Annotated in this window: 20 protein-coding genes and 1 pseudogene; 10 read left to right on the forward strand and 11 right to left on the reverse strand. The window is 67.8% G+C overall.

Features of this window, described 5'->3' with window-relative positions; genetic code table 11:
• Positions 1–44: 44 nt before the first annotated feature.
• Positions 45–872 carry a lysostaphin resistance A-like protein gene (locus ACQ86G_RS30215; RefSeq protein WP_431258702.1) on the reverse strand — a complete coding sequence of 276 codons (828 nt, stop codon included), beginning with the start codon at positions 870–872 and terminating at the stop codon, positions 45–47.
• Between the two features lie 247 nt (positions 873–1,119).
• Here ACQ86G_RS30215 and ACQ86G_RS30220 point away from each other — a divergent pair, with 247 nt between their 5' ends.
• Positions 1,120–1,452: a hypothetical protein gene (locus ACQ86G_RS30220; RefSeq protein ID WP_431258703.1), complete on the forward strand. Its 333-nt coding sequence runs from the start codon at positions 1,120–1,122 to the stop codon at positions 1,450–1,452.
• Between the two features lie 76 nt (positions 1,453–1,528).
• Here the strand turns inward: ACQ86G_RS30220 and ACQ86G_RS30225 are convergent, their stop codons facing one another.
• Positions 1,529–2,422: an IclR family transcriptional regulator gene (locus tag ACQ86G_RS30225; protein ID WP_431258704.1), complete on the reverse strand. Its 894-nt coding sequence runs from the start codon at positions 2,420–2,422 to the stop codon at positions 1,529–1,531.
• A 128-nt stretch (positions 2,423–2,550) separates the two neighbouring features.
• On the opposite strand from ACQ86G_RS30225, the gene ACQ86G_RS30230 reads away from it, so the two are divergent.
• From ACQ86G_RS30230 to ACQ86G_RS30265, 8 genes are all read left to right on the forward strand, one after another.
• On the forward strand, positions 2,551–3,504 hold the full coding sequence (locus ACQ86G_RS30230) for an MBL fold metallo-hydrolase (protein WP_431258705.1): 954 nt from the start codon (positions 2,551–2,553) through the stop codon (positions 3,502–3,504).
• A 15-nt stretch (positions 3,505–3,519) separates the two neighbouring features.
• The gene (locus ACQ86G_RS30235; RefSeq protein WP_431258706.1) at positions 3,520–5,265 is read left to right on the forward strand and encodes an FAD-dependent oxidoreductase; all 1,746 of its coding nucleotides are present in this window, start codon (positions 3,520–3,522) and stop codon (positions 5,263–5,265) included.
• Positions 5,256–5,546, forward strand: coding sequence for a DUF2783 domain-containing protein (locus ACQ86G_RS30240; RefSeq protein WP_431258707.1), 291 nt, complete (start codon positions 5,256–5,258; stop codon positions 5,544–5,546). Before ACQ86G_RS30235 ends, ACQ86G_RS30240 begins: the two co-directional genes overlap by 10 nt.
• The gene (hmgA, locus tag ACQ86G_RS30245) at positions 5,543–6,907 is read left to right on the forward strand and encodes a homogentisate 1,2-dioxygenase (protein ID WP_431258708.1); all 1,365 of its coding nucleotides are present in this window, start codon (positions 5,543–5,545) and stop codon (positions 6,905–6,907) included. The genes ACQ86G_RS30240 and hmgA overlap by 4 nt, the downstream gene beginning before the upstream one ends.
• A gap of 36 nt (positions 6,908–6,943) precedes the next feature.
• Positions 6,944–8,266, forward strand: a complete 1,323-nt coding sequence (fahA, locus tag ACQ86G_RS30250; protein WP_431258709.1) for a fumarylacetoacetase — start codon at positions 6,944–6,946, stop codon at positions 8,264–8,266.
• Between the two features lie 161 nt (positions 8,267–8,427).
• Positions 8,428–9,234, forward strand: a complete 807-nt coding sequence (locus ACQ86G_RS30255; protein WP_431258710.1) for an EcsC family protein — start codon at positions 8,428–8,430, stop codon at positions 9,232–9,234.
• Between the two features lie 74 nt (positions 9,235–9,308).
• Positions 9,309–9,911 (forward strand): hypothetical protein, encoded by a 603-nt coding sequence (locus tag ACQ86G_RS30260; protein ID WP_431258711.1) that lies wholly within the window; start codon positions 9,309–9,311, stop codon positions 9,909–9,911.
• Between the two features lie 156 nt (positions 9,912–10,067).
• The gene (locus tag ACQ86G_RS30265) at positions 10,068–10,880 is read left to right on the forward strand and encodes a DUF481 domain-containing protein (protein ID WP_431261530.1); all 813 of its coding nucleotides are present in this window, start codon (positions 10,068–10,070) and stop codon (positions 10,878–10,880) included.
• 1,095 nt (positions 10,881–11,975) lie between these two features.
• Here ACQ86G_RS30265 and ACQ86G_RS30270 read toward each other — a convergent pair.
• Positions 11,976–13,010, reverse strand: a pseudogene (locus ACQ86G_RS30270) (DUF6600 domain-containing protein); the annotation flags it as partial.
• A 216-nt stretch (positions 13,011–13,226) separates the two neighbouring features.
• On the reverse strand, positions 13,227–13,763 hold the full coding sequence (def, locus tag ACQ86G_RS30275) for a peptide deformylase (protein ID WP_431258712.1): 537 nt from the start codon (positions 13,761–13,763) through the stop codon (positions 13,227–13,229).
• 54 nt (positions 13,764–13,817) lie between these two features.
• On the opposite strand from def, the gene ACQ86G_RS30280 reads away from it, so the two are divergent.
• Complete coding sequence (locus tag ACQ86G_RS30280; RefSeq protein WP_431258713.1) at positions 13,818–14,825, forward strand: MBL fold metallo-hydrolase; 1,008 nt, start codon at positions 13,818–13,820, stop codon at positions 14,823–14,825.
• A 45-nt stretch (positions 14,826–14,870) separates the two neighbouring features.
• Here the strand turns inward: ACQ86G_RS30280 and ntrC are convergent, their stop codons facing one another.
• The 7 genes from ntrC to ACQ86G_RS30315 all read right to left on the reverse strand — a co-directional run bounded on the left by ntrC (position 14,871) and on the right by ACQ86G_RS30315 (position 22,921).
• Positions 14,871–16,367 carry a nitrogen regulation protein NR(I) gene (gene ntrC / locus ACQ86G_RS30285; protein ID WP_431258714.1) on the reverse strand — a complete coding sequence of 499 codons (1,497 nt, stop codon included), beginning with the start codon at positions 16,365–16,367 and terminating at the stop codon, positions 14,871–14,873.
• Positions 16,368–16,409: 42 nt separating this feature from the next.
• Positions 16,410–17,522 (reverse strand): nitrogen regulation protein NR(II), encoded by a 1,113-nt coding sequence (glnL, locus tag ACQ86G_RS30290; RefSeq protein WP_431258715.1) that lies wholly within the window; start codon positions 17,520–17,522, stop codon positions 16,410–16,412.
• An 87-nt stretch (positions 17,523–17,609) separates the two neighbouring features.
• Positions 17,610–18,158 (reverse strand): hypothetical protein, encoded by a 549-nt coding sequence (locus tag ACQ86G_RS30295; protein WP_431258716.1) that lies wholly within the window; start codon positions 18,156–18,158, stop codon positions 17,610–17,612.
• Between the two features lie 228 nt (positions 18,159–18,386).
• Positions 18,387–19,805 carry a type I glutamate--ammonia ligase gene (glnA, locus tag ACQ86G_RS30300; RefSeq protein WP_431258717.1) on the reverse strand — a complete coding sequence of 473 codons (1,419 nt, stop codon included), beginning with the start codon at positions 19,803–19,805 and terminating at the stop codon, positions 18,387–18,389.
• A gap of 241 nt (positions 19,806–20,046) precedes the next feature.
• Positions 20,047–20,841 (reverse strand): competence/damage-inducible protein A, encoded by a 795-nt coding sequence (locus ACQ86G_RS30305; RefSeq protein WP_431258718.1) that lies wholly within the window; start codon positions 20,839–20,841, stop codon positions 20,047–20,049.
• Between the two features lie 59 nt (positions 20,842–20,900).
• Positions 20,901–21,869 (reverse strand): EI24 domain-containing protein, encoded by a 969-nt coding sequence (locus tag ACQ86G_RS30310; protein WP_431258719.1) that lies wholly within the window; start codon positions 21,867–21,869, stop codon positions 20,901–20,903.
• Positions 21,869–22,921 carry a sterol desaturase family protein gene (locus tag ACQ86G_RS30315; protein WP_431258720.1) on the reverse strand — a complete coding sequence of 351 codons (1,053 nt, stop codon included), beginning with the start codon at positions 22,919–22,921 and terminating at the stop codon, positions 21,869–21,871. The genes ACQ86G_RS30310 and ACQ86G_RS30315 overlap by 1 nt, the downstream gene beginning before the upstream one ends.
• Between the last annotated feature and the right edge of the window lie 10 nt (positions 22,922–22,931).

Raw genomic sequence — 22,931 nt, forward strand, 5'->3', positions numbered from 1 at the left:
GGAAGCGGCCGTTCAACCTAGCGAGGAAACGCCCTGCCGATGAATCAAGAAGTCGCCGTGGTGTTGAATCGGCCGCGCCGGTACGCGAGCATCAGTAAGACCGCTGTCATGGCCAGGCAGAGAACCACCGCGACAACCGAGCCCTCGGCGCCAAACACACCGCCTGACAGCCAAGCGGGACCAGTCAGTGTGCCGTGGAGCCAGGATTCCCCCGACTGACCGGAGACCGCGATCGAGAACACCGCGCCCTGCACGAAGTTCCAGGCGAAGTGCAGTGCGGTGCACATCCATATCCGCCGGGTCAACAGGTAGGCCGCGCCAAACAGCAGTCCGAGTTCCAACCCGAGCAAGATCCCGATCAATGGCGTCGCGCCGGCATTGCCCAAGTGGGCCAGGCCAAAGACGAGGCTGGAAATCGCCAGTGCCCAAGCGATGCCAAAGGAACGCTCCAGCAGGCGCAAGAGCACGAGCCGGAACAGCAGTTCCTCGATCAGCGCACCGGCTGCGATCCTCGGCACCATGCTCACCAGCACCGCACAAAGCTCGTCGAGCGTTCCCACCGATTCCAGCGAATACGCTCCCAAGACGGTGAGTATGGCCACCACGCAGGAGAAGAGCAGACCGCCAAGCAGCAGGCCGGCAATCAGTTCGGTGCCTGCCCCGGACGTGGAAAGCTCCCGCGCGGGTCGTCGTTCCCAATAACGGACGTAAGCCCAGTACCCAGCCACCAGGACCAGCGCCTTGATCAGATTGCGCCAATCTCGCAGGTCCGGGTCCGGCATGAAGAGTTTCGTGCAGATGTTTGCTGCGACGAAAGGGACGGCGATGAACAGGAAGGCGGCGAGCCAAGTCCCTGCGGTCGATTGGCCCAAGCGCTGAACCCACGGCGCAGGGCTCGTGGGCGACACAGCAGTTCCTTGTTTCATACCGGGAAGGTCCATGGTGCGACGCAGAGGCTGCGCGGTGAATGAATCGGTCAGGCACTCTGCCCGATCTGCAGATCGGATCCCACCTTTCGCCGACAGGCTGCAATTTTGGTGGATTGAACTGCAGGCATCATCTTGAATCCGCCGGCCGCTCTGCAGCGAAAGCGAACCAAGTTGAAGTAGGCTCCGCCCCATGGACTACCACCTGTCGGTCAACGAAGCTCTGGCACGCCTCCCTGAACTGGAAGGTCGGGACATCCGCATTGAGGGGGTCCTGAGTTTCGACTTTGAAGACGTGTGTGTGAGTCACTTTCCAGCCGACGAGCGAGCCGATGGATATCGGTCCTCGATTTGGCTCTGGGTCGGGACTGGTTCACTTGGATTCGACCGAGAAGCCTGTCGTCGTCTTAGCGGGAGGCGGGTGGTGGTCGAAGGCTCGCTGTCCGCCGCGACTCCCACCATGGGTTGTGGACACATGGGCCTATGGCCGGCGGAGCTGCTCGTCAGGACTCTGAATCGTGCTTGATGTTCGTCCGCTTCCAGCCTGAAACGGTCCTGCCACCACGGCTGGCTCCGTCCACACTTCGTGAACAGACCAAGCCTCAAGCCGGGAAGCGCCCACCGATCTCCCGCATCAACACCGTCGCCGCGCCGGTAAGTCCACGCGCCACGGCACCGTCCCACGCCGCATCGAACGCCCCCGACGGTCCGATCGCCGTCAGCGCCAGCGCCATCTGCGCGTCGCTGTCGAAGACGGGCACCGCCAGCGCGCTGACGCCTTCGACAATGCCGCCCACCGAGCGGTGCATCACCCGGCCACGGATCTCATTCAGGGTCGCTGAAAACGCGGCCCAGGTCGGCAGCTCGCGCGGTCGGTCGTGCGGGCCCACGCGCGCCAGATCCGCCGGTCCTTTGCGGCGCGCTTCCGCGAGCATCGCCTTGATCTCCGCCTCCGACCGGTAGGCCGCGAACAGCGGCCCCGACGCGGTGTCCGACAGCGACACCACCGTCCCGTGCCGCATCGTCACGTGCACCGCCGCCGGCGACGCCGCGGTGCGCACGATCGTCGCGCCCTGCGAGCCCCACACCGCGATCGCCACCGTGTGGCCGATCTCCTCGGCCAGCACCTCCAGCCGCGCCGTCGCCAGGCGGATCGGGTCGATCTGCTGCATGCCGATCAGCCCCATCTCCATCGCCAGCGGGCCCAGGCCGTAGTACCCCGTCGCCGGATCCTGCCTCATCAGCCCCAGCTTGCAGAAGCTCACCAGGTACGGATGCGCCTTGGCCGCGCTCATCTCCGCCGCCTGCGACAAGGCCTTCAGCGGCAGCGGCTGGCCGCGCGCCGCCGCCGCCTTCAGCAGACGACCGCCCACCTCGATGCTCTGGATGCCGCGTCGATCCTCGCGATCGTCCCGGTCGTCCCGGTCTTCCCGCTCACCGGGCTCCTCGCGGTCGTTGGCGTCCGGCACGTCGTCAGCGATGTCTGGCATGGTCATTTCGCTATTGTTGAACGAATTCAGCGACACAGCTATATTCGCATCCAACAAACGGATTCCGTTTTGCTGAATTCCTTCAGCACCCGCCCGCCCCCATCCTTCCCCCCAGCCAACGCCCGGAACACGCCATGACCAAGCAGTTCGCCAGCCACGCCGACGTCGAGGAGAAGCAGGTCTCCTTCGTCAAGCTCAGCGACAACGCCTATGCCTACACGGCCGAGGGCGACCCGAACACCGGGATCATCATTGGCGACGACGCGGTGATGGTGATCGACACGCAGGCCACGCCCGTGATGGCGCAGGACGTCATCCGTCGCATCCGGGAGGTCACCGACAAGCCGATCAAGTACGTCGTGATGAGCCATTACCACGCGGTGCGCGTGCTGGGCGCTTCCGCTTATGAGCCCGAACACATCGTCGCCAGCCGCGACACCTACGACCTCATCGTCGAACGTGGCGAGCAGGACAAGGCCAGCGAGATCGGGCGCTTCCCGCGGCTGTTCCGCAATGTCGAATCGGTGCCGGCCGGGCTCACCTGGCCGACGATCACCTTCCAGGGCGCGATGAGCATCTGGCTCGGCAAGCTCGAGGTGCAGCTGCTGCAGCTCGGGCGCGGGCACACGAAGGGCGATACCGTCGCGTGGCTGCCGGCGCAGAAGATCCTGTTCTCCGGCGATCTGGTCGAGTTCGACGCGACGCCTTACGCCGGCGATGCGTACTTCGGCGACTGGCCGCAGACGCTCGACAACCTCGCCGCACTCAAGCCGAGCGCGCTCGTGCCCGGACGCGGCGCCGCACTGACGACGCCGGAGTCCGTCGCGCAAGGGCTGGCCGGCACGCGCAGCTTCATCGCCGATCTGCACGAGTCGGTGAAGGCCGGCGTCGCGGCGGGCAAGGAACTGAACGCCGTCTACAAGGACACCTACGCCGTCATGAAGCAGAAGTACGGCCACTGGGTCATCTTCGACCACTGCATGCCCTTCGACGTCACCCGCTGCTACGACGAGGTCACGCAGTTCCGCGATCCGCGCATCTGGACGGCGCAGCGCGACCAGGAGATGTGGCAGACGCTTGAAGGCTGATCGACGGAGACCGCCGTGCCCGCCACCTCGACCGCGACGACCTCCGATGTCGACTATCAGCGCGTCGTCTATCCCTATCGCCGCAGCGACGATCAGGACGCGCACGCGCGCGGCCAGCCTGCGCGTCATCCCGTCGTCGTCGTCGGCGCGGGACCGGTCGGGCTGACAGCGGCGATCGACCTCGCGCTGCAGGGCGTGCCCGTGGTGCTGCTCAACAACGACGGGCGGCTCTCCGTCGGATCACGAGCGTTGTGCTTCGCGAAGCGGACGCTGGAGATCCTCGACCGCCTCGGCTGCGGTCAGCGGCTCGTCGACAAGGGCGTCTCGTGGAACGTCGGACGCGTGTTCTTCCGCAGTGAGCAGGTCTACCAGTTCGACCTGCTCGCCGAGGCCGGCCATCAGCGGCCTGCCTTCGTCAACCTGCAGCAGTACTACGTCGAAGGCTTCCTCGTCGAACGCGCCCTCGAGCTGCCGTCGATCGATCTGCGCTGGCATCACGGCGTGACGGGATTGACGCAGCACGACGACCACGTCGCGTTGGAGATCGAGACGCCGGACGGCCCGTACACGCTGCTCGCTGATCACGTCGTCGCCTGCGACGGGTCGCGCTCGACGATGCGCCAGCTGATCGGCGAGGAGAGCCACGGTCGCACCTTCAACGATCGCTTCCTCATCGCCGACGTGCGCATGAACGCGCCCTTCCCTGCCGAACGGTGGTTCTGGTTCGATCCGCCATTCCATCCGGGTCAGAGCGTGCTGCTGCACCGGCAACCCGACGGCGTGTGGCGCATCGATTTCCAGCTCGGCTGGGATGCCGATCCCGAATTGGAGAAGCGGCCTGAGCGCATCCTGCCGCGCGTCCGCATGCTGATGCGCGAGGCTTCGATCGCCGCGGGCGGCGACGGCGCGGTCCCGGAGATCGAGCTCGTGTGGGCCAGCGTCTACACCTTCGCCTGCATGCGCATGGATCGCTTCCGGCACGGACGCATCGTTTTTGCCGGCGACGCGGCGCATGGCGTGTCGCCGTTCGGCGCGCGCGGGGCCAATTCGGGCATCCAGGATGCGGACAACCTCGCCTGGAAGCTGGCGGCGGTCGTGCAGGGCCGCGCGCCCGATGCACTGCTCGACACCTATGCGCGCGAGCGCGAAATCGCGGCGGACGAAAACATCCTGAACTCGACACGCTCCACCGACTTCATCACGCCCAAGAGCGCGATCAGCCGGATGTTCCGCGACGCGACGCTGACGCTCGCCAAGGATTTCGATTTCGCGCGTCGGCTGGTCAACAGCGGACGACTCTCGGTGCCGACGGTCCGGTACGGCATGCCGGCGGCGGACGCGCCGATCACGATCGATGGTCTCGATGACTGGCTCCTGCGCCAGATGCGCCCGGGCCGTTTCACGTTGATGGTCTTCGACGAGACCGATGAAGGAAGTCGGAGTCAACGAGCGCCTGTGGGGCCGGAATGGGGCTTGGGGGTCCAGGAGGGATCCCCCATGCCCCGTGGAGAGCCCGCGCCTGGCCACGCGGAGTCCGGGCTTGAAGCGGTGCTCCAGCTCCATATCGACGATGCCTTCGACAGACGCGGACTCGTGCGCCGGCGCTACGACGCGACCCCGGGCGCGGTGGTGCTGCTGCGCCCCGATCAGCATGTCTGCGCGCATTGGCGCACGATGCCGACTGGGGATGCGATCCAGGCGGCGATGCGTCATGCGCTCGGCCACGGGGCATCGCTGGAGGAGCCTGCGGCATGCCACTGATCACTGCGCCCCACCTCGACGCCGGCGACGATTTCTACGAAGCATTGCTGAGCGCGCATCATGGGCTCGACATCGAGGCGAGCCACGCTTTCAACGCGCGGCTGATCCTGCTGCTCGCCAATCACATCGGCCGGCAGGACGTGCTGCTGGAAGCGCTCTCCGCCGCGGCCCGCGCCCATCCGGTGTCTTCCGTTTCCTCCGTTTCCTCCGTTTCCTCCGTTTCTCCCGCTTCCATCGATGCCCCGACCCCGGGCGACGCTTCCCCACGAGGACAAGCATGAACGCACCAGAGACCCTCCGTTCGCCCGACGCGACCGGCACGGCGCCAAGCGCGCTGACGTACCAGAGCGGCTTCGGCAACCAATTCGAGACCGAGTCCGTGCCCGGCGCATTGCCCAAGGGCCGCAACAGCCCGCAGCGCGCGCCGATGGATCTTTATCCGGAGCTGCTGTCGGGCAGCGCCTTCACCGCGCCGCGCGTCGAGAACCGCCGTACCTGGCTGTATCGCCGGCAGCCGTCGGTGGTGACGGGCGCGTTCCATGCGTATGAGCAGCCGTTCTGGACCAGCGGCGCCGCAGGCGGCGTCGCCGCGCCGCCGGATCCGCTGCGCTGGCATCCGTTCCCGATGCCCTCGGCGCAGGCGGATGCCCCGGGCGTCGACTTCGTCGACAGCATCAAGACCATCGTCAGCAACGGCGACCCGGACGCGCAGGTCGGCATGGCCTCGCTGATCTATGCCTTCAACCGGCCGATGACGCGGCGCGCGCTGATGAACGCCGATGGCGAGATGCTGATCGTTCCGCAGGAAGGCGGGCTGCGCGTCACGACCGAGATGGGCCTGCTCGACGTCGTGCCCGGCGAGATCGCGCTGATCCCGCGCGGCGTGAGCTTCCGCGTCGAGGCGCTGGACGGCCCCGGTGCGTCAGCGCGCGGCTACCTCTGCGAGAACTACGGCGCCGCCTTCCGCCTGCCGGAGCTCGGCCCCATCGGCTCCAACGGCCTGGCCAATCCACGCGACTTCCTCGCGCCCGTCGCGGCGCACGAGCCCGACGGCGCGCCGTACGAGGTGATCCGCAAGACCGGCGGCGCGCTGTGGCGCAACGCGCAGGCGGTGACGCCGTTCAACGTCGTCGCCTGGCACGGCAATCTCACGCCGCTGAAGTACGACACGAAGGACTTCATGACGATCGGATCGATCAGCTTCGACCATCCCGATCCGTCGATCTTCACCGTGCTGACCTCCCCGAGCGACACGCCCGGGACCGCCAACTGCGACTTCGTGATCTTCCCGCCGCGCTGGCTCGTGCAGGAGGACACCTTCCGTCCGCCCTGGTATCACCGCAACGTGATGAGCGAGTTCATGGGCCTGATCTACGGCCAGTACGATGCCAAGCCCGAAGGCTTCCGGCCCGGCGGCGCGAGCCTGCACAACTGCCTGGTGCCGCACGGCCCCGATGCCGACGCCTTCGAGGCGGCCAGCACGCGCACGCTGACACCGCAGAAGCTCGACCACACGCTGGCCTTCATGTTCGAGAGCCGCTGGCGCTTCCGTCCGTCGGACTGGGCGCTCAACGGCGGCGCGCTCGACATCCACTACGCGGCCTGCTGGGGCGGGCTCAAGGACAAGTTCAAGCCCGCCTGACGGCACGCTCCTCACCAGAATCCGAAAGGCTTTCCCATGACCGACATCGACCACACCCACGACCCCGCGCTGCGCAGCTGGATCTCCTCCGCCAACACGCCGGACACCGACTTCCCGATCCAGAACCTGCCGCTGGGCATGTTCCGCCTGGCCGGCGCGACCGGCGCGTTCCGGCCCGGCACGGCGATCGGCGACCAGGTGCTGGACCTGATCGCCGCGGCCGAGCTGGGCGCGTTGTCCGACGGCCTCGGCGCGGTGCTGCGCACCTGTGAAGGCCTCGGTCTTAATCCGCTGATGGCGATGGGCCCGGACCTGCGTCGGCAACTGCGGCATGAGCTCGTCGCCGCGCTCAACGCCGATGCGGGACCGACCTCGTCCGAGCAGCTCGCCCCGGCGCTCAAGCCGATGGCCGACGTCGAGATGACGCTGCCCTGCCGCATCGGCGACTACACCGACTTCTACGCCGGCATCCATCATGCGACGACGGTGGGCAAGCTGTTCCGCCCGGACAACCCGCTGCTGCCGAACTACAAGTGGGTGCCGATCGGCTATCACGGTCGCGTCTCGTCGATCGGTGTCAGCGGGCAGACCTTCCGCCGCCCCGTCGGCCAGACGAAGGCGCCGGACGCCGAGACGCCGAGCGTCGGCCCGATCAAGCGGCTCGACTACGAGCTGGAAGTCGGCGCGCTCGTCGGCACCGGCAACGAGCAGGGCCATCCGATCGCCATCGGCGACGCGGAGCGTCACCTGTTCGGCCTCGTGCTGCTGAACGACTGGTCGGCCCGCGACATCCAGGCCTGGGAGTACCAGCCGCTGGGCCCGTTCCTGTCGAAGAGCTTCGCGACGACGCTGTCGCCGTGGGTGATCACGATGGAGGCGCTGGCGCCGTTCCGCCGCGCGTTCACGCGGCCGGACGGCGATCCTCAGCCGTTGCCGTATCTGGACGGCGCGGACAACCGCGATCGCGGCGCGATCTCGATCCAGCTGGCCGTCCATCTGCAGACCCGCGCCATGCGCGATGCAGGCGAGGCGCCGGCGAAGCTGATGGCCTCGGACTTCGCCGATGCCTACTGGACCGTGGCGCAGATGCTGACGCACCACGCGAGCAACGGTTGCAACCTGCAGCCGGGCGACCTGTTCGGGTCGGGCACGATGTCGGGGCCCGACGCGGGCCAGGGTGGCTCGCTGCTGGAGCTGACCAACGGCGGCAAGCAGGCGATCACGCTGCCCAACGGCGAGCAGCGCACGTTCCTGCAGGACGGCGACAGCGTCGCGCTGGTGGGCCGCTGCGAGGCGGCGGGGCGTCGCGCCATCGGCTTCGGACCGTGCGTCGGCACCGTGTCGCCGGCCGCCGTCTGATCGACGCAACGGCCAATCCATGCAGCGCCCGTCACTCGGCGACCTCCCGCATGGGAGGATGCACGAGGCGCGAAAAATTCCGATTGCGTCCCTCTCCATGAGAGACCTCTCATTCCAGGCCCCCTACTCTCGCGAGTCCAACAACAGACAGGGAGAAGAGCATGGCAATGACTGCAGCGCATCTGGAAGAACTCAAACAGGCGCACCAGTTGCTTGAGAATCCCGGCTTTGCCATTCGGGCCGCCAATGTGCTTGGCAAACCATTGGAGTTTGTGCTCGAGCAATTGCCAAGTGCCGGCCGCACGGCCATTGCCACCGCGACCGAGAAAGCGCTCCGGGTGACGCTCGACGGCGCCGTGGCGACCATGGAAAACAAGCAGGACGAGGAGTCACCGATCCTGCACAAGGTCTTCGCAACCGTGACTGGCGCAGCGGGCGGCTTCTTCGGTCTGGCGGCCCTGCCCATCGAGCTGCCGATTTCCACTGGCGTCATCTTCCGCTCCATCGCCGACGTGGCGCGCGCCAACGGCGAGGACCTCGATGAGGCCGAGGTCAAGCTCGAATGCCTGAAGGTCTTCGCGATGGGCGGACCGTCCCCGTCGGACGATGCGAGCGAAACCGGCTATCTCGCCGTGCGGGCGAGCATGGCGCGCCTGGTGACTGAAGCGGCGGACTATCTGGCCGCGCACGCCGTCGCCGAGGAAGCCGCGCCCGTCCTGGCGAGGCTGATTGCCGCCATCGCCGCGAGGTTCCAGGTGCAGGTCGCGGAGAAGGTCGCGGCGCAAGCCGTGCCAGTGATCGGCGCGATTGCCGGCGGTTCCATCAACTATCTCTTCGTCAGCCATTTCCAGGAAATGAGTCGCGGTCATTTCACCTTCCGCCGACTGTCCCGCCTGTATGGCGTCGATGAGGTCACGAAGCAATACCGGGCATTGAACGCGAGTGCACCCGCTGCCGAGACGGCTTGAATGAACCGCATTCGTGCGACCGATCGACCGATCGGCCGCTCAATGTCGATCCGTCTCTCTATCAGTGGGCACCCATGAATCAGATCCGAGTTCAAGACAATGAAAAGGCGGGGTTCCTCCGCGCGCTCCATCAGACCTTGGAGGGCGCCGCCGCCGGCGTGGCCGTCCTGTGCGTGTTCTGGCTGTCCAATGCCGTGATCGGCACGCGGGTGACCAAGCACGCGCTCGAGAACGTGACGCATCACCTGACAGAGTCGCCGGTCTACTACCCGACGCTGGCCGGCGCGCTCGTGGCCATCGCGCTCCTTGTGGATGGATGTCTGTTCCTGTTGAGCCGCCCCATCAGCCAGCGGCCGCTGCTCCATCGCATCGCACAAGGATTGAAAGGCCTCCTGGAGCTCAGCCTGTCCGGTCTCTCCCACGTGCTGTCGTTCGCGATCATCCCCGTGGCGGTCTCGGCGGTCATCGCCGTGTGCCAGGACTTGCCCGCGCACGTCAGCAAGCCCGCAATCTTGGCGGGCGTCGTCGTGCTCGTCCTGGTCACGCTCATGGCCAATCTCTGCGCGGTCGTCATCAGGCACGAATACGAGGTCAAGACCCCCGCGGAGAAGTTGGCGCCCCTCCTCATGGCGCTCATCTTCCTGCCGCTGCTGTACTGGGTCGCGCACTGGCCTTGAGGCAGCCCCCGGAGAAGCCGTACCGTCCGATACACCCTCCGCGCGGTCCGCGCACACCACTGCCAGTGGTCATGCCGGACTGTTGTCGGAGGATGTCGACTGATCCTGTCAGATGGAGGCCCCGACAGCACCGATGTTGCCGGACAGGATCAAGACTTGCCGAAGCTCGCGCATGTTCACTCTCCCCAAAGGAATCGACATGCCGCCGACGCGCCTCCTCCTCGCCTCGCCGCCGCCACCTGCCTCGCCGCAATCCCGTTCGCGACCTTCGCCCAGGTCACCGTCAAGGATGACGGCGAATGGCGGGCACTGTTCACCGCCGGGGCCAGCGTCTCGTCGGGCAACAGCGATTCGACGACGGTCAACCTCAGCGGCGATGTCGTGAAAGCCACGAAGACCGACAAGCTGACGCTCAACGGCCGTGCGCTCTACGTGAAGAACGACGAGGCGGATTCCGAGCAGCGTTATGCGTTCGGCACGCGCTACCAGCGTGACGTCACCGAGCGCGTGTTCGGCTTCGGCCAGTTCGACGCGCTCAAGGACGAGCCGGCGAACCTGTCGTCCCGCTACTCCGTCGGCGCCGGTGCCGGTTATCACGTCATCAAGCAGGACAACGTCACCTGGGACGTGTCCACCGGTCTGGGCTTCACGCAGGAACGCTACGTCGAACCGGCGCTCCAGGACGGTGTGCTGCGCAGCAAGTACAGCAACACTGAACTGCTGTTCGCAGAGGAGTCGAATCACAAGATCTCGGACAACACGACGCTCAAGCAGCGGCTGGCCTACCTGCCGGACCTGCGCAACAGCGGCGAGTACCGCGCCACCTTCGACGGCGGCATCTCGGTCGCGATGACCAAGCGCTTCAGCCTCACGGCCACCGTCCAGCACCGCTACGACAGCAATCCCGGCGACGGCCTGAAGAAGAACGACACGCTGTTCATCACGGGCGTGTCGTACAGGATCGATTGATCCGCTGATCGAAACGCCCGCCCACCGCGTCCGTCCGGCAGCGCGATCAAGCGCTGCGCGCAGCCGGCGACCGTGGGCTCCGCGCGCCCCGCCTTCAACGCTCCATCTGGCGGCCAGGGCCGTCGCCACGGCGCGGCGGGTCGGCCGCGCGCGGTGGTTCCGCCGCGCGAGGGGCTCGGCACGCGGTGCCGGACGCGGCGCCTCGACGCGCGGCTGGGGTTGCGGCATCGGACGCGGTGCTTCCACGCGTGGTTGCTCCACCCGCGGTTGCTCCATGCGCGGTTGCTCGACCCGAGGCTGCTGCGGACGCTCGAAACGAGGCTGCTCGAAGCGCGGTTGCTCAACCCGGGGTTGTTCAACGCGGGGCGATTCGGTCCGGGGCTGCTCCATGCGGGGCTGCTCGATGCGATCCGGTCCACGATGACGCCACTCGTTGCGGTCGCCTTCACGACGCTCCGACGGACGCTGCACGTCGGGACCGCGCTGCGGCACCACCGTCTGCTGCGTTTGCGGCACCTGCGGTCTCGCCGTCGCGATGTCGGGTTCAGGGCGGATCACGCCGCGGACCGGACGGCTCTCGCCGGGCCGCGCGTCATTCGGACTGTCCGGACGACCATCGCCGTTGCGATCGGTGAAAGGCCGACCTTCGTTCCGACCACCATTGCGACCATCGTTGGGGCCGTTGTTCGGGCCATCCGGTCGACCATCGTGATTGCGATCCACGAACGGACGACCGGCATCGGGACGCCCATCCGGACGACCGTCGACCTGCCCGATCGGACGCGGCGGCCACGACCGCTGCGGCTGCAGCGCGGTCGCCGGCAACGGTGCCGACACCGGCCGCTGCGTGTACAGCGGACCATGGTCACGCTCGTTCCGGTAGGTCGGCGGGCGCTGGCCCGGGCGCACCACGGTGGCCTGATTCGCATCCGGATTCACGCGGCGCCAGTAGGCCTGGCTGTAGCGGAAGCCCGGGTTCCAGGCTTCGCGCGGCGCCAGCGGCACCCAGCTGCCGTAGCGCGGCGGCGGCGGGCGCCGCCCGCCATTCACGACCAGGCCGAAGGAGATCCCCGGCCCCACGCCGCCGACCAGCGCCGGCGCATACGCGGGACGGCGCACGTACGCCCCCGGCACCCAGCACCAGCGGTCGCGGTAGTAGGCCCAGCGGCCGTAATGGAACGGCGCGAAGCCCCAGGGCATGTCATCCACCCAGGTGTAGCCCCAGCGTGCGCTCCACATCCAGCGGCCATAGCGGTACGGCGCCCAGTCGGCGACGACCACCTGCGGGATCCACACGGCGCCGTACTCGGAACTCTGCTCCCAGGCGCCATAGCGCGCGAGGTCCTCGGCGCCGGTCATCTCGGGCGACACATAGGGCACGCTCGTCCCGCTGCCGACCAGCGGCTGCACCGCGTCGCGGCTGTCTTCCAGCATCAGGCGCGCGAAGCCGTCCTGCTGCAGCGGCTGACGCTCGGTGCGCGGGCCGTTCTCCCACCAGAACTCGGCCTGCTCGTTCGTCGACAGCCAGACCGGCTGCGCATCGGTCGCGCGCGAGTCGAAGCGCAGCTTGCCCTGCCAGGCCTGCGCCTCGCTGCCGCGATCCAGCTGCGTCATGCGGTACAGCCCCTCGCGCTCGAAGCCGAAGCGGCCTTCCAGCGTACGCACCGTCCATTCGTCGGCCGACTCCTGGCCGCGCACCCGCAGGCCGACCCCGCCCTTCACGATCTGCACCGCGATGCGGTTGTCGGCCAGCGCGTTGAATTCGATCTCGCTGCGCTGGTCGAGCCACAAGGTCGACGTGCCGATGGTGATCGTGGCACCGCTGCCGTCGTCGGCGCGGAGGCGGTCGCCCTCGCCGACGCTCTGGTTGCGATGCATCTGCACCCATTCGCGCTCATCGGCGTCGTACAGCCAGACGGAGCCGGCCAGATCGGCCAGACGTCCTGCGCGCGACGGCGCGTCCGCGAATGCCGGGCCATGGGCCAGCAGCGCGACCAGCGCGACCAGCACCAGCGAACTCGCCAGCCACCAGCGCGACAGCGGCGAGCCGCGATCCTGCGAGCATGCCCTGCCGGCGGTCGGCGATCGAGCCATCGAACGGTTCATCGAACGGGTCATCGAGTCAGTCATGGCCTGGAGCCTCCACCGGAATCCGGAGGAAAGCGGGACGCGGAGTTCCGCGATCGATTCTTAACGCTTCGGCGACGTTCTGGTGCACGCCTGCTTACAACTTGACGCCCTGTTGCGCGGAGGTCAAGCGGACGCCGTATGTCCACGATCGCCACGATGTCCCGCGGCGCCCTTCGATTCCGGCACCCGGCGCGCCCGGCCTCCCGCCGACGGCGTTCAATCGTCCGTGTTGGGGTCCAGGCCCGGGAACAGGATCTCGGTGTATCCGAAGCGGCTGAAGTCCTTGATGCGCATCGGATACAGCGTCCCGACCAGGTGGTCGCACTCGTGCTGCACGACGCGGGCGTGGAAGCCGTCGGCCTCGCGGTCGATCAGCGCGCCGAAGGCGTCGAAGCCGCGATAGCGGATGCGGCTCAGCCGCGGCACGACGCCGCGCAGGCCCGGCACCGACAGGCAGCCTTCCCAGCCCTCCTCTGTCTCGTCGGACAGCGGCTCGATGGTCGGGTTGATCAGCACGGTCATCGGCACCGGCGGCGCCTCGGGGTAGCGCTCGTTGCGCTGGAAGCCGAAGACGACGACCTGGAGGTCCACGCCGATCTGCGGCGCGGCCAGGCCGGCGCCGTTGGCCGCTTTCATGGTGTCGAACATGTCCTCGAGCAACTGCTTGAGCTCGGGCGTGTCGAAGTCCTCCACCGGCTTGGCGTGGCGCAGCAGGCGCGGGTCGCCCATCTTCAGGATTTCTCTCACGGCCATGGCGGGTCCTTGTAATCTGGACATCATTCTAAGAACCCGACCCGGAGACTGCCCGTGAGCGCCACCACCGCCCTGCCCGCCACCCCGGCATCGCTGCCCGTGTATCTGGAACCGCTCGGTCACGGGGTCTTCGCCATCGACACGGCTTTCCAGCGAGACCACTTCGACGCGGCCTTCCTGATCGTCGACGACGGCCGCGCGGCGTTCATCGACACCGGCACGCGGCTGGCGCTGCCGCGGCTGCTCGGTGCGCTGGAGGCGCTCGGCGTGGCCCGCGACGCCGTCGACTGGGTGATCCCGACGCACGTGCATCTGGACCACGCCGGCGGCGTCGGTCCGCTGATGGCGGCGCTGCCTTCGGCCACGATGCTGGTGCATCCGCGCGGACTGCGGCACATGGTGGATCCGTCGGCGCTGTGGGCCGGTGCGCTCGCGGTCTACGGCGAGGCGGAGATGCGCCGCTCCTACGGCGAGCTGGTGGGCGTGCCGGAATCGCGCGCGCAGGCGAGCAGCGATGAGCAGCGCATCACCGTGGGCGGACGCACGCTGCGCCTGATCGACACGCCGGGGCATGCGCGCCATCACCACTGCGTGTGGGACGAGACGAGCGAGGGCTGGTTCACCGGCGACACCTTCGGACTGTCGTACCGGGAGTTCGACGATCCCGAGCGCGGCGCGTGGATCATGCCGACAAGCACGCCGGTGCAGTTCGAGCCGGACGCGTTGCGCGCCTCCATCGCACGGATGATGGCGACGCGTCCGTCGCGCATGTACCTGACGCACTACAGCGTCGTGGGTCGCGACGCGGCGGACGTCGAGCGCCTCGCGGCGCTGCTGGTCGCGCAGATCGATGAAATGGAAGCGATCGCGCTGCGGCTGAAGGACGCGCCGGATCGCCACGTCGCGCTCAAGCGCGAGCTGCTCGCGCTGTACCGGCGCCGCGCGATCGAACATTGCGGCGAGGGCATGCCGCCGACGCGCGTGGCCGCGCTGCTGGCGATGGACGTGGAACTCAATGCGCAGGGACTGGGCGTGTGGCTCGACAAGCGATCCCGCCAATGACAACGGCGGCCGAGGCCGCCGTGAGGTGACGCGACGCGCGGTGGATCACGCGTCGAGATTCAGCTCCTGGATCTTCCGCGTGATCGTGTTGCGGCCGATGCCGAGCTTCTGCGCGGCCTCGATGCGGCGGCCGCGTGTCAGGTCCAGCGCGGTCAGGATCAGGCTGGCCTCGAAGCGGCGCGTCAGCACGTCCCACACGTTGGGTTCGCCGGCCGCGAGCAGGCGTCTGGCCTCGCGCGCCATCTCGGCGACCCAGGCATCCGGCGACGGCGGGATCGGCACCGCCGGCAGCGGCATCGACATCGCCGAGGAGGAACTCGTCAGACCGCTTGCCAGCGGCATCACGTCGGAAGACATCGTCGCGGAGATCGCCGATCCGGGCGCCCCCGGCGTCGCGAGCAGCTCCTGCGGCAGGTCCTTGGCCTCGACCACCAGGCTGGGCGCCATCACGCTCAGCCAGTGGCAGATGTTCTCCAGCTGCCGCACGTTGCCCGGGAAATCGAAATTCACCAGGCGCTGCAACGCCGCCTCCGCCAGGCGCTTGGGCTCGACGCCGAGTTCGCCCGCGCTGCGCTGCAGGAAGTAGCGCGCCAGCAGCGGCACGTCCTCGCGGCGCTCGCGCAGCGGCGGCAGCCGCAGGCGGATCACGTTCAGGCGATGGAACAGGTCCTCGCGGAAGCGGCCTTCCTTGACCAGCGTCTCGAGGTTCTGATGCGTCGCCGCGACCACGCGCACATTCGCCTTCTGCGGGCTGTGCCCGCCGACGCGATAGAACTGGCCGTCCGACAGCACGCGCAGCAGGCGCGTCTGCAGGTCCAGCGGCATGTCGCCGATCTCGTCGAGGAACAGCGTGCCGCCCTCGGCCTGCTCGAAGCGGCCGCGCCGCGTCGCCTGCGCGCCGGTGAAGGCACCGCGCTCGTGGCCGAAGAGCTCCGACTCCAGCAGGTCCTTCGGGATCGCCGCCGTGTTGATCGCGACGAACGGGCCGTCCGCGCGCGGGCTGTGCTTGTGCAGCGCGCGCGCCACCAGCTCCTTGCCCGAGCCCGACTCGCCGGTGATCAGCACCGTTACGTGGCTCTGGCTCAAGCGTCCGATCGCGCGGAACACGTCCTGCATTGCCGGCGCCTGACCCAGCATCTCGGGCATCTGCACCTGCTCGGCCTCGCCGACGGCCTCGCGCTGGCTCTCCTCCTGCGCACGCCGGATCAGCTCCACCGCGCGCGGCAGGTCGAAGGGCTTGGGCAGGTATTCGAAGGCCCCGCCCTGGAACGCGCTCACCGCGCTGTCCAGGTCCGAGTAGGCCGTCATGATGATCACCGGCAGCCCCGGCAGCTGCTTCTTGATCGTGCTCAGCAGCTCCAGGCCCGAGCCGCCCGGCATGCGGATGTCCGACACCAGCACCTGCGGCGTGTCCTCCTCCAGCGCGGCCAGCACCTCGCGGGTCTGGCTGAAGCTGCGCACTGGCAGCCCTTCGCGCGTCAACGCCTTCTCGAGAACAAAACGGATGGAATGGTCGTCGTCAACAATCCAGATCGACTTCATCTATGGCTCCCCTTTCCCCTGTTGTCGGCTTGTGGCCGCGGCTCAGGGCAAAGGCAGGGTGATTCGGAAATCGGTCCGACCCGGCTGGCTGTCGCAATCGATCATCCCCTGGTGCTGTTGGGCGATCGTCTGCGCCAGCGTCAGCCCGAGACCGGAACCGCCATCCCTCCCTGAAACCAGCGGAAAGAAGATGCGGTCCTTGATCTCCTCGGGCACGCCCGGGCCGTTGTCTTCGATATGCAATTCCAATGCCAAGCGCCACCGCTGCTTGCCGATGGTCACCTGCCGGGCCACGCGCGTGCGCAGCGCGATGAAGGCGTCGCCCGCCCCGATGCGCTCGTGCAGCGCCTGCGCGGCGTTCTGGACGATGTTGAGCACCGCCTGGATCAGCTGCTCGCGGTCGCCACGGAAGTCGGGCAGCGAGATGTCGTAGTCGCGGATCATCGTCAGCCCGCGCGGGTACTGCGCCAGCACCAGCGACCGCACCCGCTCGCAGACCTCGTGGATGTTGACGTCACCGACCACCTGGGCGCGCCGGTGGGGCGCCAGCAGCCGGTCCACCAGCGACTGCAGCCGGTCGGCCTCGTGGATGATGACCTCGGTGTATTCCTCGAGCTCGGGCCACAGGTCCGTCGGCTCCAGCTCCAGCGCCAGCAGCTGCGCCGCACCGCGGATGCCGCCCAGCGGGTTCTTGATCTCGTGCGCCAGGTTACGCGTCAGTTCCTTGGTCGCGTGGACCTGGTCGAGGTTGCGCTCCTCGCGGTCCTGGCGCGTCTGCTGCGCGTTCTCGATGAGTTCGATCACCAGCCGCTGCGGATCGTCGGTCTGGCTGACGATCACGTGCACCGGCAGCAGGTCGTCATGCGTGCGCGGGCCGCGGCGGATGGTCGCGTCGAAGCGCGAACTGGAGAACGCGTTGCGGCTCACCTCTTCGAGCGCCTCGACGACACGGCCGGTGTCGACGAACCATTCGAGCAGGTTGCTGCCCTGCACCGCTCGGCGCGGCAGGTTGAACAGCGTCTCGACCGCGGTGTTGGCGAACTCGCAGGTGCCGTCGGCGCGGACCACGGCGACGAGCGTGGCCAGCAGGTCGAAGCAGGCATATTGCGCGTTGTGCGCATCGTGCGCGTCGTGTGGAACCGGTGCGCGCGTCATGCGGCACCGCCCTGTCCGCCCTGTCCGCCTTGTCCGCCCGGCCCCGGCCAGGCAGGCGACCCCGCTGCGGCCGGCGCCGAGCCCCGGTCAGAGGTTGGGCGGCGGCAGCTTGGCGAGTTCGCGCTTGATGGCCTGGACGTCGGCCTCCTGGCGAGTGACCGACGCCTTGAGCTCGTTCGTGCGGTCCTGGTACTTCTGGAAGTTGCGCTCATCGCCACGGCGCTCGGGCTGGCCGCCGTTGTACTCCTGCTGGGCCTTGGCGAGCTTGCTCTCCGCGTCACGCAGTTCCTGCTCGAGGATGCGACGGCGGTCGTCGTCGCGGACGCGCTGGTCCTTGCCATCCACCTTGAGGTCAGCACTCTGGCCTCCCGCCGCGGGGCCGGTGGTCGCCGGCGCGCGGGGTTTGATCGGCGCGATCACGGAGATCGGCGTGCCCTCGATGCTGCGGCAACCCTTGTCGGCGGCTTCCTTGGCCGACATGGCATCGGTGTACAGCACCGGTGGCCCGGGGCAGCGATACACCACGCCCTGTGCCGAAGCCTGCCCCGCGATCCATCCTGCCGCGCCCGCAAGCGCGGTCAGCATCACGGCCATCCTCGAACGTCCCACCCGCTTGTGCTGCAGCGTCATCTGCATTCCCTGCTTCTAACTGACCAGAGTCGTCGGACATTGTGACGCAATCGGTCACCCCGGAGCGTGAGCGTACGCTCACTCGCTGTTGCCAGGTGTACGCGTGTGGAAGCTGAGACACGAGACTCCCGTGACTGGAAAAGAAAAGGGACGGCGCGAGCCGTCCCTCTGCAATGCGACGAACGTGCGGAGCGGGCCGTGCCGTAGCGGTCATGGCGCTCTCCGCGCGGTCGATCACAGCGAGTAGTACATGTCGAACTCGACCGGGTGGGTGGTCATGCGGAAGCGCTGGACTTCCTGCATCTTCAGCTCGATGTAGGCATCGATGAAGCTGTCGGTGAACACGCCGCCCTTGGTCAGGAACGCGCGGTCCTTGTCCAGGTACTCCAGCGCCTGGTCCAGCGAGTGGCAGACGGTCGGGATCTTCGCGTCTTCTTCCGGCGGCAGGTGGTACAGGTCCTTCGTGGCGGCTTCGCCCGGATGGATCTTGTTTTCCACGCCGTCCAGGCCGGCCATCAGCAGCGCGGCGAAGGCCAGGTACGGGTTGGCCGAGGGATCCGGGAAACGCGCCTCGATGCGGCGGCCCTTGGGGTTGGCCACGTACGGGATGCGGATCGAGGCCGAGCGGTTCTTGGCCGAATAGGCCAGCTTCACCGGGGCTTCGAAGCCGGGCACCAGACGCTTGTACGAGTTGGTACCCGGGTTGGTGATGGCGTTCAGCGCGCGGGCGTGCTTGATGATGCCGCCGATGTAGTACAGCGCGAAGTCGCTCAGGCCGGCGTAGCCGTCACCGGCGAACAGGTTCTTGCCGTCCTTCCAGACCGACTGGTGCACGTGCATGCCCGAGCCGTTGTCGCCGACGATGGGCTTCGGCATGAACGTGGCGGTCTTGCCGTAGGCGTGCGCGACGTTCTGGATGATGTACTTCTGCAGCTGCAGCCAGTCGGCGCGCTGGACCAGCGAGCTGAACTTGGTGCCGATCTCCATCTGGCCGGCGTTCGCGACCTCGTGGTGGTGGACTTCGACGGGGATGCCCATCTGTTCCAGGATCAGGCACATCTCCGAGCGCATGTCCTGGCCGCTGTCGACCGGGGGCACCGGGAAATAGCCGCCCTTGACGGTGGGACGGTAGCCGCTGTTGCCGTGCTCGTATTCCTTGCCGGTGTTCCAGGCCGCCTCTTCCGATTCGATCTTGACGAACGAGCCGGACATGTCGACGTTCCAGCGCACGCTGTCGAAGATGAAGAACTCGGGTTCCGGACCGAAGTAGGCGGTGTCGCCCAGGCCGGAGGACTTCAGGTAGGCCTCGGCGCGGCGGGCCAGCGAGCGCGGGTCGCGCTCATAGGCCTTGCCGTCGGTCGGGTCGATGACGTCGCAGCTCAGGATCAGCGTCGGCTCTTCGTAGAACGGGTCGATGTTGGCCGTGTTCGGATCCGGGATCAGCAGCATGTCCGACGCTTCGATGCCCTTCCAGCCGGCGATCGAGGAGCCGTCGAAGGCATGGCCTTCGGTGAACTTGTCTTCGTCGAAATGGGAGACGGGCACGGTCACGTGCTGCTCCTTGCCGCGCGTGTCGGTGAAGCGGAAGTCAACGAACTTGACTTCGTGCTCCTTGACCAGGTTCATCACGTCGGCGACGGTCTTGGTGGCCATCAATCACTCCTAGAGGGGGCTGGAAAGAAAGGAAGAGTCGTGGGGCATCGGCCCAGCGGGGACGATTTAGCAGTTTGCATGCCAACAGATGGCGGCACGGTGACAGGCAGGCGCCAGAGCGGTGCATGACGCGCAAGCCCTTGATGCCCAACGCGCCAGACGGGGGCGGAGGCGGCAGATCAGAGAGGACCGCGACCGGACCACCCGTGACGCGCTCCTCGCACACGTCCGAATCGGTGCATCATCGCACCAATTCAGTGCTGATGGCAGCACCAAACTGGACGACGCCCGTCCGCAGGGCGGCGTAGGCGGCATCCATGGCGGCGGCGTCGCCCTTGACGCCCAGTTCGATGTGCCGACCCCACTGGGGGTGGTCGACGCTGGGCAGCGAGAAGACCTTGATGCCGGGGAAGTCGGACTCGATGCGCTCCATCAGCGGCGTGAGACTCGCCTCCATCGCGCCCTGCACGATCAGCGAGCGCTCGCGCGTGCCGACCTCGCGATGCAGGTCGGCGTGCAGGTGGTCCAGGACCCACTCGATCATCGGATGCGCCATCACCGGGAAGCCGGGCACGAAGTAGGCGCGACCGACCGAGAAGCCGGGGATCTTGTTGTACGGGTTCGGGATGATCGCGGCCCCTTGCGGGAACACGCCCATCTCCAGGCGGCGCAACGTGTCGGGATGATCGCGCTCGGGCGTCGTGCCCTGCTCGGCGGCCATCTGCTGGACGCGCTGCCAGATGAGCTCCGCGGCCTCGGGGTGCAACTCGAGCGGCCGGCACAGCGCGGCGGCCGCGGCCTGCCGCGTGTGGTCGTCCGGCGTCGCGCCGATGCCGCCGCAGCTGAAGAACAGGTCGCCGCTGTCGAAGGCGGCGCGGTACTCGCGGATCAGGTGCTCGCGGTCGTCGCCGAGGTACTTGGCCCAGGCGAGCGACAGCCCGCGCGCGCTCAGGAACTCGATCACCTTGGACAGGTGCTTGTCCTGACGTTTCCCGGACAGGATCTCGTCGCCGATGATGAAGAGGCCGATGTTCATGCGGGGTTCCTGCGAAGACGTGGGAGCGGAAGTCCGTGCGCGCGTCAGTCGGCGCGGGCTCAGAGCGGCGAAGGCTTGTTCTCGATGCGTGGCGCCGGGCCGGGGGCCGGGTCTTGCCTGTCGTCGACTTCTTCGACGTCCTCGACGAGGCGAGGCGGCGCGGTCGCGTAGTTGGCCGGCAGCGCATCCATGACCGGATCGGGCGCGCGGTCGGAGACGGTGTCGGCGCGGCGCATCTCCTGCAGCGCGGCCAGCGCGTAATGCGAGAACCACAGCGAGCTGAACGCGAACACCAGCGTGTACAGCCACACCGACACCAGGATCAGCACCGGCGCGAAGGCGATCGTCAGCGCGCCCATCGCCCAGATCGCGGCGGGCGCGGCACCGAGGTAGCCGGTGGCCAGGCCGAGCACCAGCAGCGGCATCCGGTGCTCGTGGATCAACCGGCGGCGCTCGGGGCCGGAGGCGTGCTCGGCCAGCACGTCGAAGGTGAAGACGCGGTAGCCCAGCCAGCCCCAGATCAGTGGCGGCAGGATCAGCGCCAGCGGCGGGATCAGCCAGAACGGCAACGACGCGATCAGCAGCACGACGCACAGCACCGTGTGGCCCAGCGACCAGCCCAGGCTGGCGACGAAGCCCGCGCCGCGCTTGCGCTCCAGGCCGGCGAAGCGGCGCTGCGCGACGAGATCCACCATCGACGGCGTCATCAGCAGCGCCACCAGCAGCAGGCTCAGCACGACCAGCGCCGGCACGGCCATCGCCAGCACGACGATGGGCGCGAGCACGGTGCGGAAGGACGAGGCGCCGAGGCTGTCCAGCCACTTCAGCATCCCGTCGATGAGGCTCCACGACTCCATCGTCGCGCGCACGCCGGCGACCGCGGCTTCCCAGAAGAAGTAGCCCAGGCCGAAGGCCAGCGCCGCCGAGACGACCAGCGGCAGCAGCGACAGGCCGATCACCCGCGGATGCAGGCAGTACGCGGCCGCGCGCCAGAACGAGTCCGCCAGGCGGCTCATCGGCTTGATCATCAGTCGTTCCCTCCGGCCGGCGCGCGGCCGGCGATGTCCATGGGCGCGCCGCCGGACGGGGTCGATCCGCCGCCGGGCGCGGCCGCGATCTTGTCACGTCCGGCGAGCCGCTTGAGCCCCAGCCACTGCTGCGCCCAGAAGCCGCGCCCGTAGTCGCGGCCACCCTCTTCCGGGAGCTGGTCGCGCACGCCGGTCGGATCCCAGCGGTCCTCGAAGTTGGCGGTGCGGAACAGCACGTCCCAGATCGGGAACATCACCGCGAAGTTGTGGCCGCCCAGCGTGCCGCGGCCGAAGTTCTCATGACCGATGCCGATCGAGTGGTGCAGCCGGTGGAAGCGCGGGCTCACCAGCAGCCGCTCGCCGATCAGGCCGAAGGTCAGCCGCAGGTTGGCGTGCTGCAGGTTCTCCAGCAGCTGCGAGATCGCGACCAGCGCGACGAACTGTCCGGGACCGACACCGATCAGCCGCGCCGTGATCGCGACGGCGCTGTCGATGATCAGGTCGTCGAGCAGGTGGTTGCGGCTGTCGCTCCACATCGTCATCTGGCGCTGGCTGTGATGCAGCGAGTGCAGCGCCCACCACCAGTTCCACGAATGCTGCGCGCGATGCAGCCAGTACATCAGCAGGTCGAAGGCGACGAGGTAGAGCACGAAGCTGATCCAGGCCACGTCCGTGACGCCCGGCCACAGCGCATCGAGCTGGAAGGTCGGGATGCCGTGCATGCGCATCTCGCCGACGGCGCTGTCGAACAGCGGCTCCAGCGAGAAGAACATGACCAGCCGGAACAACCCCAGCCGCTGGATCAGCGTGTAGACGATATCGATGCGGATCGCATGGCGGTCGGTGACGGCCTCGGCCGGACGCCAGCGCTGCAGCGCACCGATCACCGCCAGCATCACGACGATCTGGATCAGGCCGACCAGCAGCCAGCCGGTCGCGTCGAATGCGTCCTCGAGCAGGTTGCCATAACCGAGGTTGAACACGATCGGTTGAATGACGCTCTCGAAGAGCGCCTGCTGCGCCTGTCCGAACAGATCGGTGAACCAGTCCATCACGCCGTCA

This window comes from Roseateles chitinivorans (genome assembly GCF_050632145.1).
In the GTDB taxonomy this organism is placed as follows: Bacteria; Pseudomonadota; Gammaproteobacteria; order Burkholderiales; family Burkholderiaceae_C; genus Roseateles; species Roseateles chitinivorans_B.

What these genes read in the sequence shown, in the direction of transcription:
- ACQ86G_RS30220 (WP_431258703.1), top strand. Translation starts at nt 1,120, where the DNA reads ATGGACTACCACCTGTCGGTCAACGAAGCTCTGGCACGCCTCCCTGAA.
- ACQ86G_RS30225 (WP_431258704.1), bottom strand. Translation starts at nt 2,422, where the DNA reads ATGACCATGCCAGACATCGCTGACGACGTGCCGGACGCCAACGACCGC.
- ACQ86G_RS30230 (WP_431258705.1), top strand. Translation starts at nt 2,551, where the DNA reads ATGACCAAGCAGTTCGCCAGCCACGCCGACGTCGAGGAGAAGCAGGTC.
- ACQ86G_RS30240 (WP_431258707.1), top strand. Translation starts at nt 5,256, where the DNA reads ATGCCACTGATCACTGCGCCCCACCTCGACGCCGGCGACGATTTCTAC.
- hmgA (WP_431258708.1), top strand. Translation starts at nt 5,543, where the DNA reads ATGAACGCACCAGAGACCCTCCGTTCGCCCGACGCGACCGGCACGGCG.
- fahA (WP_431258709.1), top strand. Translation starts at nt 6,944, where the DNA reads ATGACCGACATCGACCACACCCACGACCCCGCGCTGCGCAGCTGGATC.
- ACQ86G_RS30255 (WP_431258710.1), top strand. Translation starts at nt 8,428, where the DNA reads ATGGCAATGACTGCAGCGCATCTGGAAGAACTCAAACAGGCGCACCAG.
- ACQ86G_RS30260 (WP_431258711.1), top strand. Translation starts at nt 9,309, where the DNA reads ATGAATCAGATCCGAGTTCAAGACAATGAAAAGGCGGGGTTCCTCCGC.
- def (WP_431258712.1), bottom strand. Translation starts at nt 13,763, where the DNA reads ATGGCCGTGAGAGAAATCCTGAAGATGGGCGACCCGCGCCTGCTGCGC.
- ntrC (WP_431258714.1), bottom strand. Translation starts at nt 16,367, where the DNA reads ATGAAGTCGATCTGGATTGTTGACGACGACCATTCCATCCGTTTTGTT.
- glnL (WP_431258715.1), bottom strand. Translation starts at nt 17,522, where the DNA reads ATGACGCGCGCACCGGTTCCACACGACGCGCACGATGCGCACAACGCG.
- ACQ86G_RS30295 (WP_431258716.1), bottom strand. Translation starts at nt 18,158, where the DNA reads ATGCAGATGACGCTGCAGCACAAGCGGGTGGGACGTTCGAGGATGGCC.
- glnA (WP_431258717.1), bottom strand. Translation starts at nt 19,805, where the DNA reads ATGGCCACCAAGACCGTCGCCGACGTGATGAACCTGGTCAAGGAGCAC.
- ACQ86G_RS30305 (WP_431258718.1), bottom strand. Translation starts at nt 20,841, where the DNA reads ATGAACATCGGCCTCTTCATCATCGGCGACGAGATCCTGTCCGGGAAA.
- ACQ86G_RS30310 (WP_431258719.1), bottom strand. Translation starts at nt 21,869, where the DNA reads ATGATCAAGCCGATGAGCCGCCTGGCGGACTCGTTCTGGCGCGCGGCC.
- ACQ86G_RS30315 (WP_431258720.1), bottom strand. Translation starts at nt 22,921, where the DNA reads ATGGACTGGTTCACCGATCTGTTCGGACAGGCGCAGCAGGCGCTCTTC.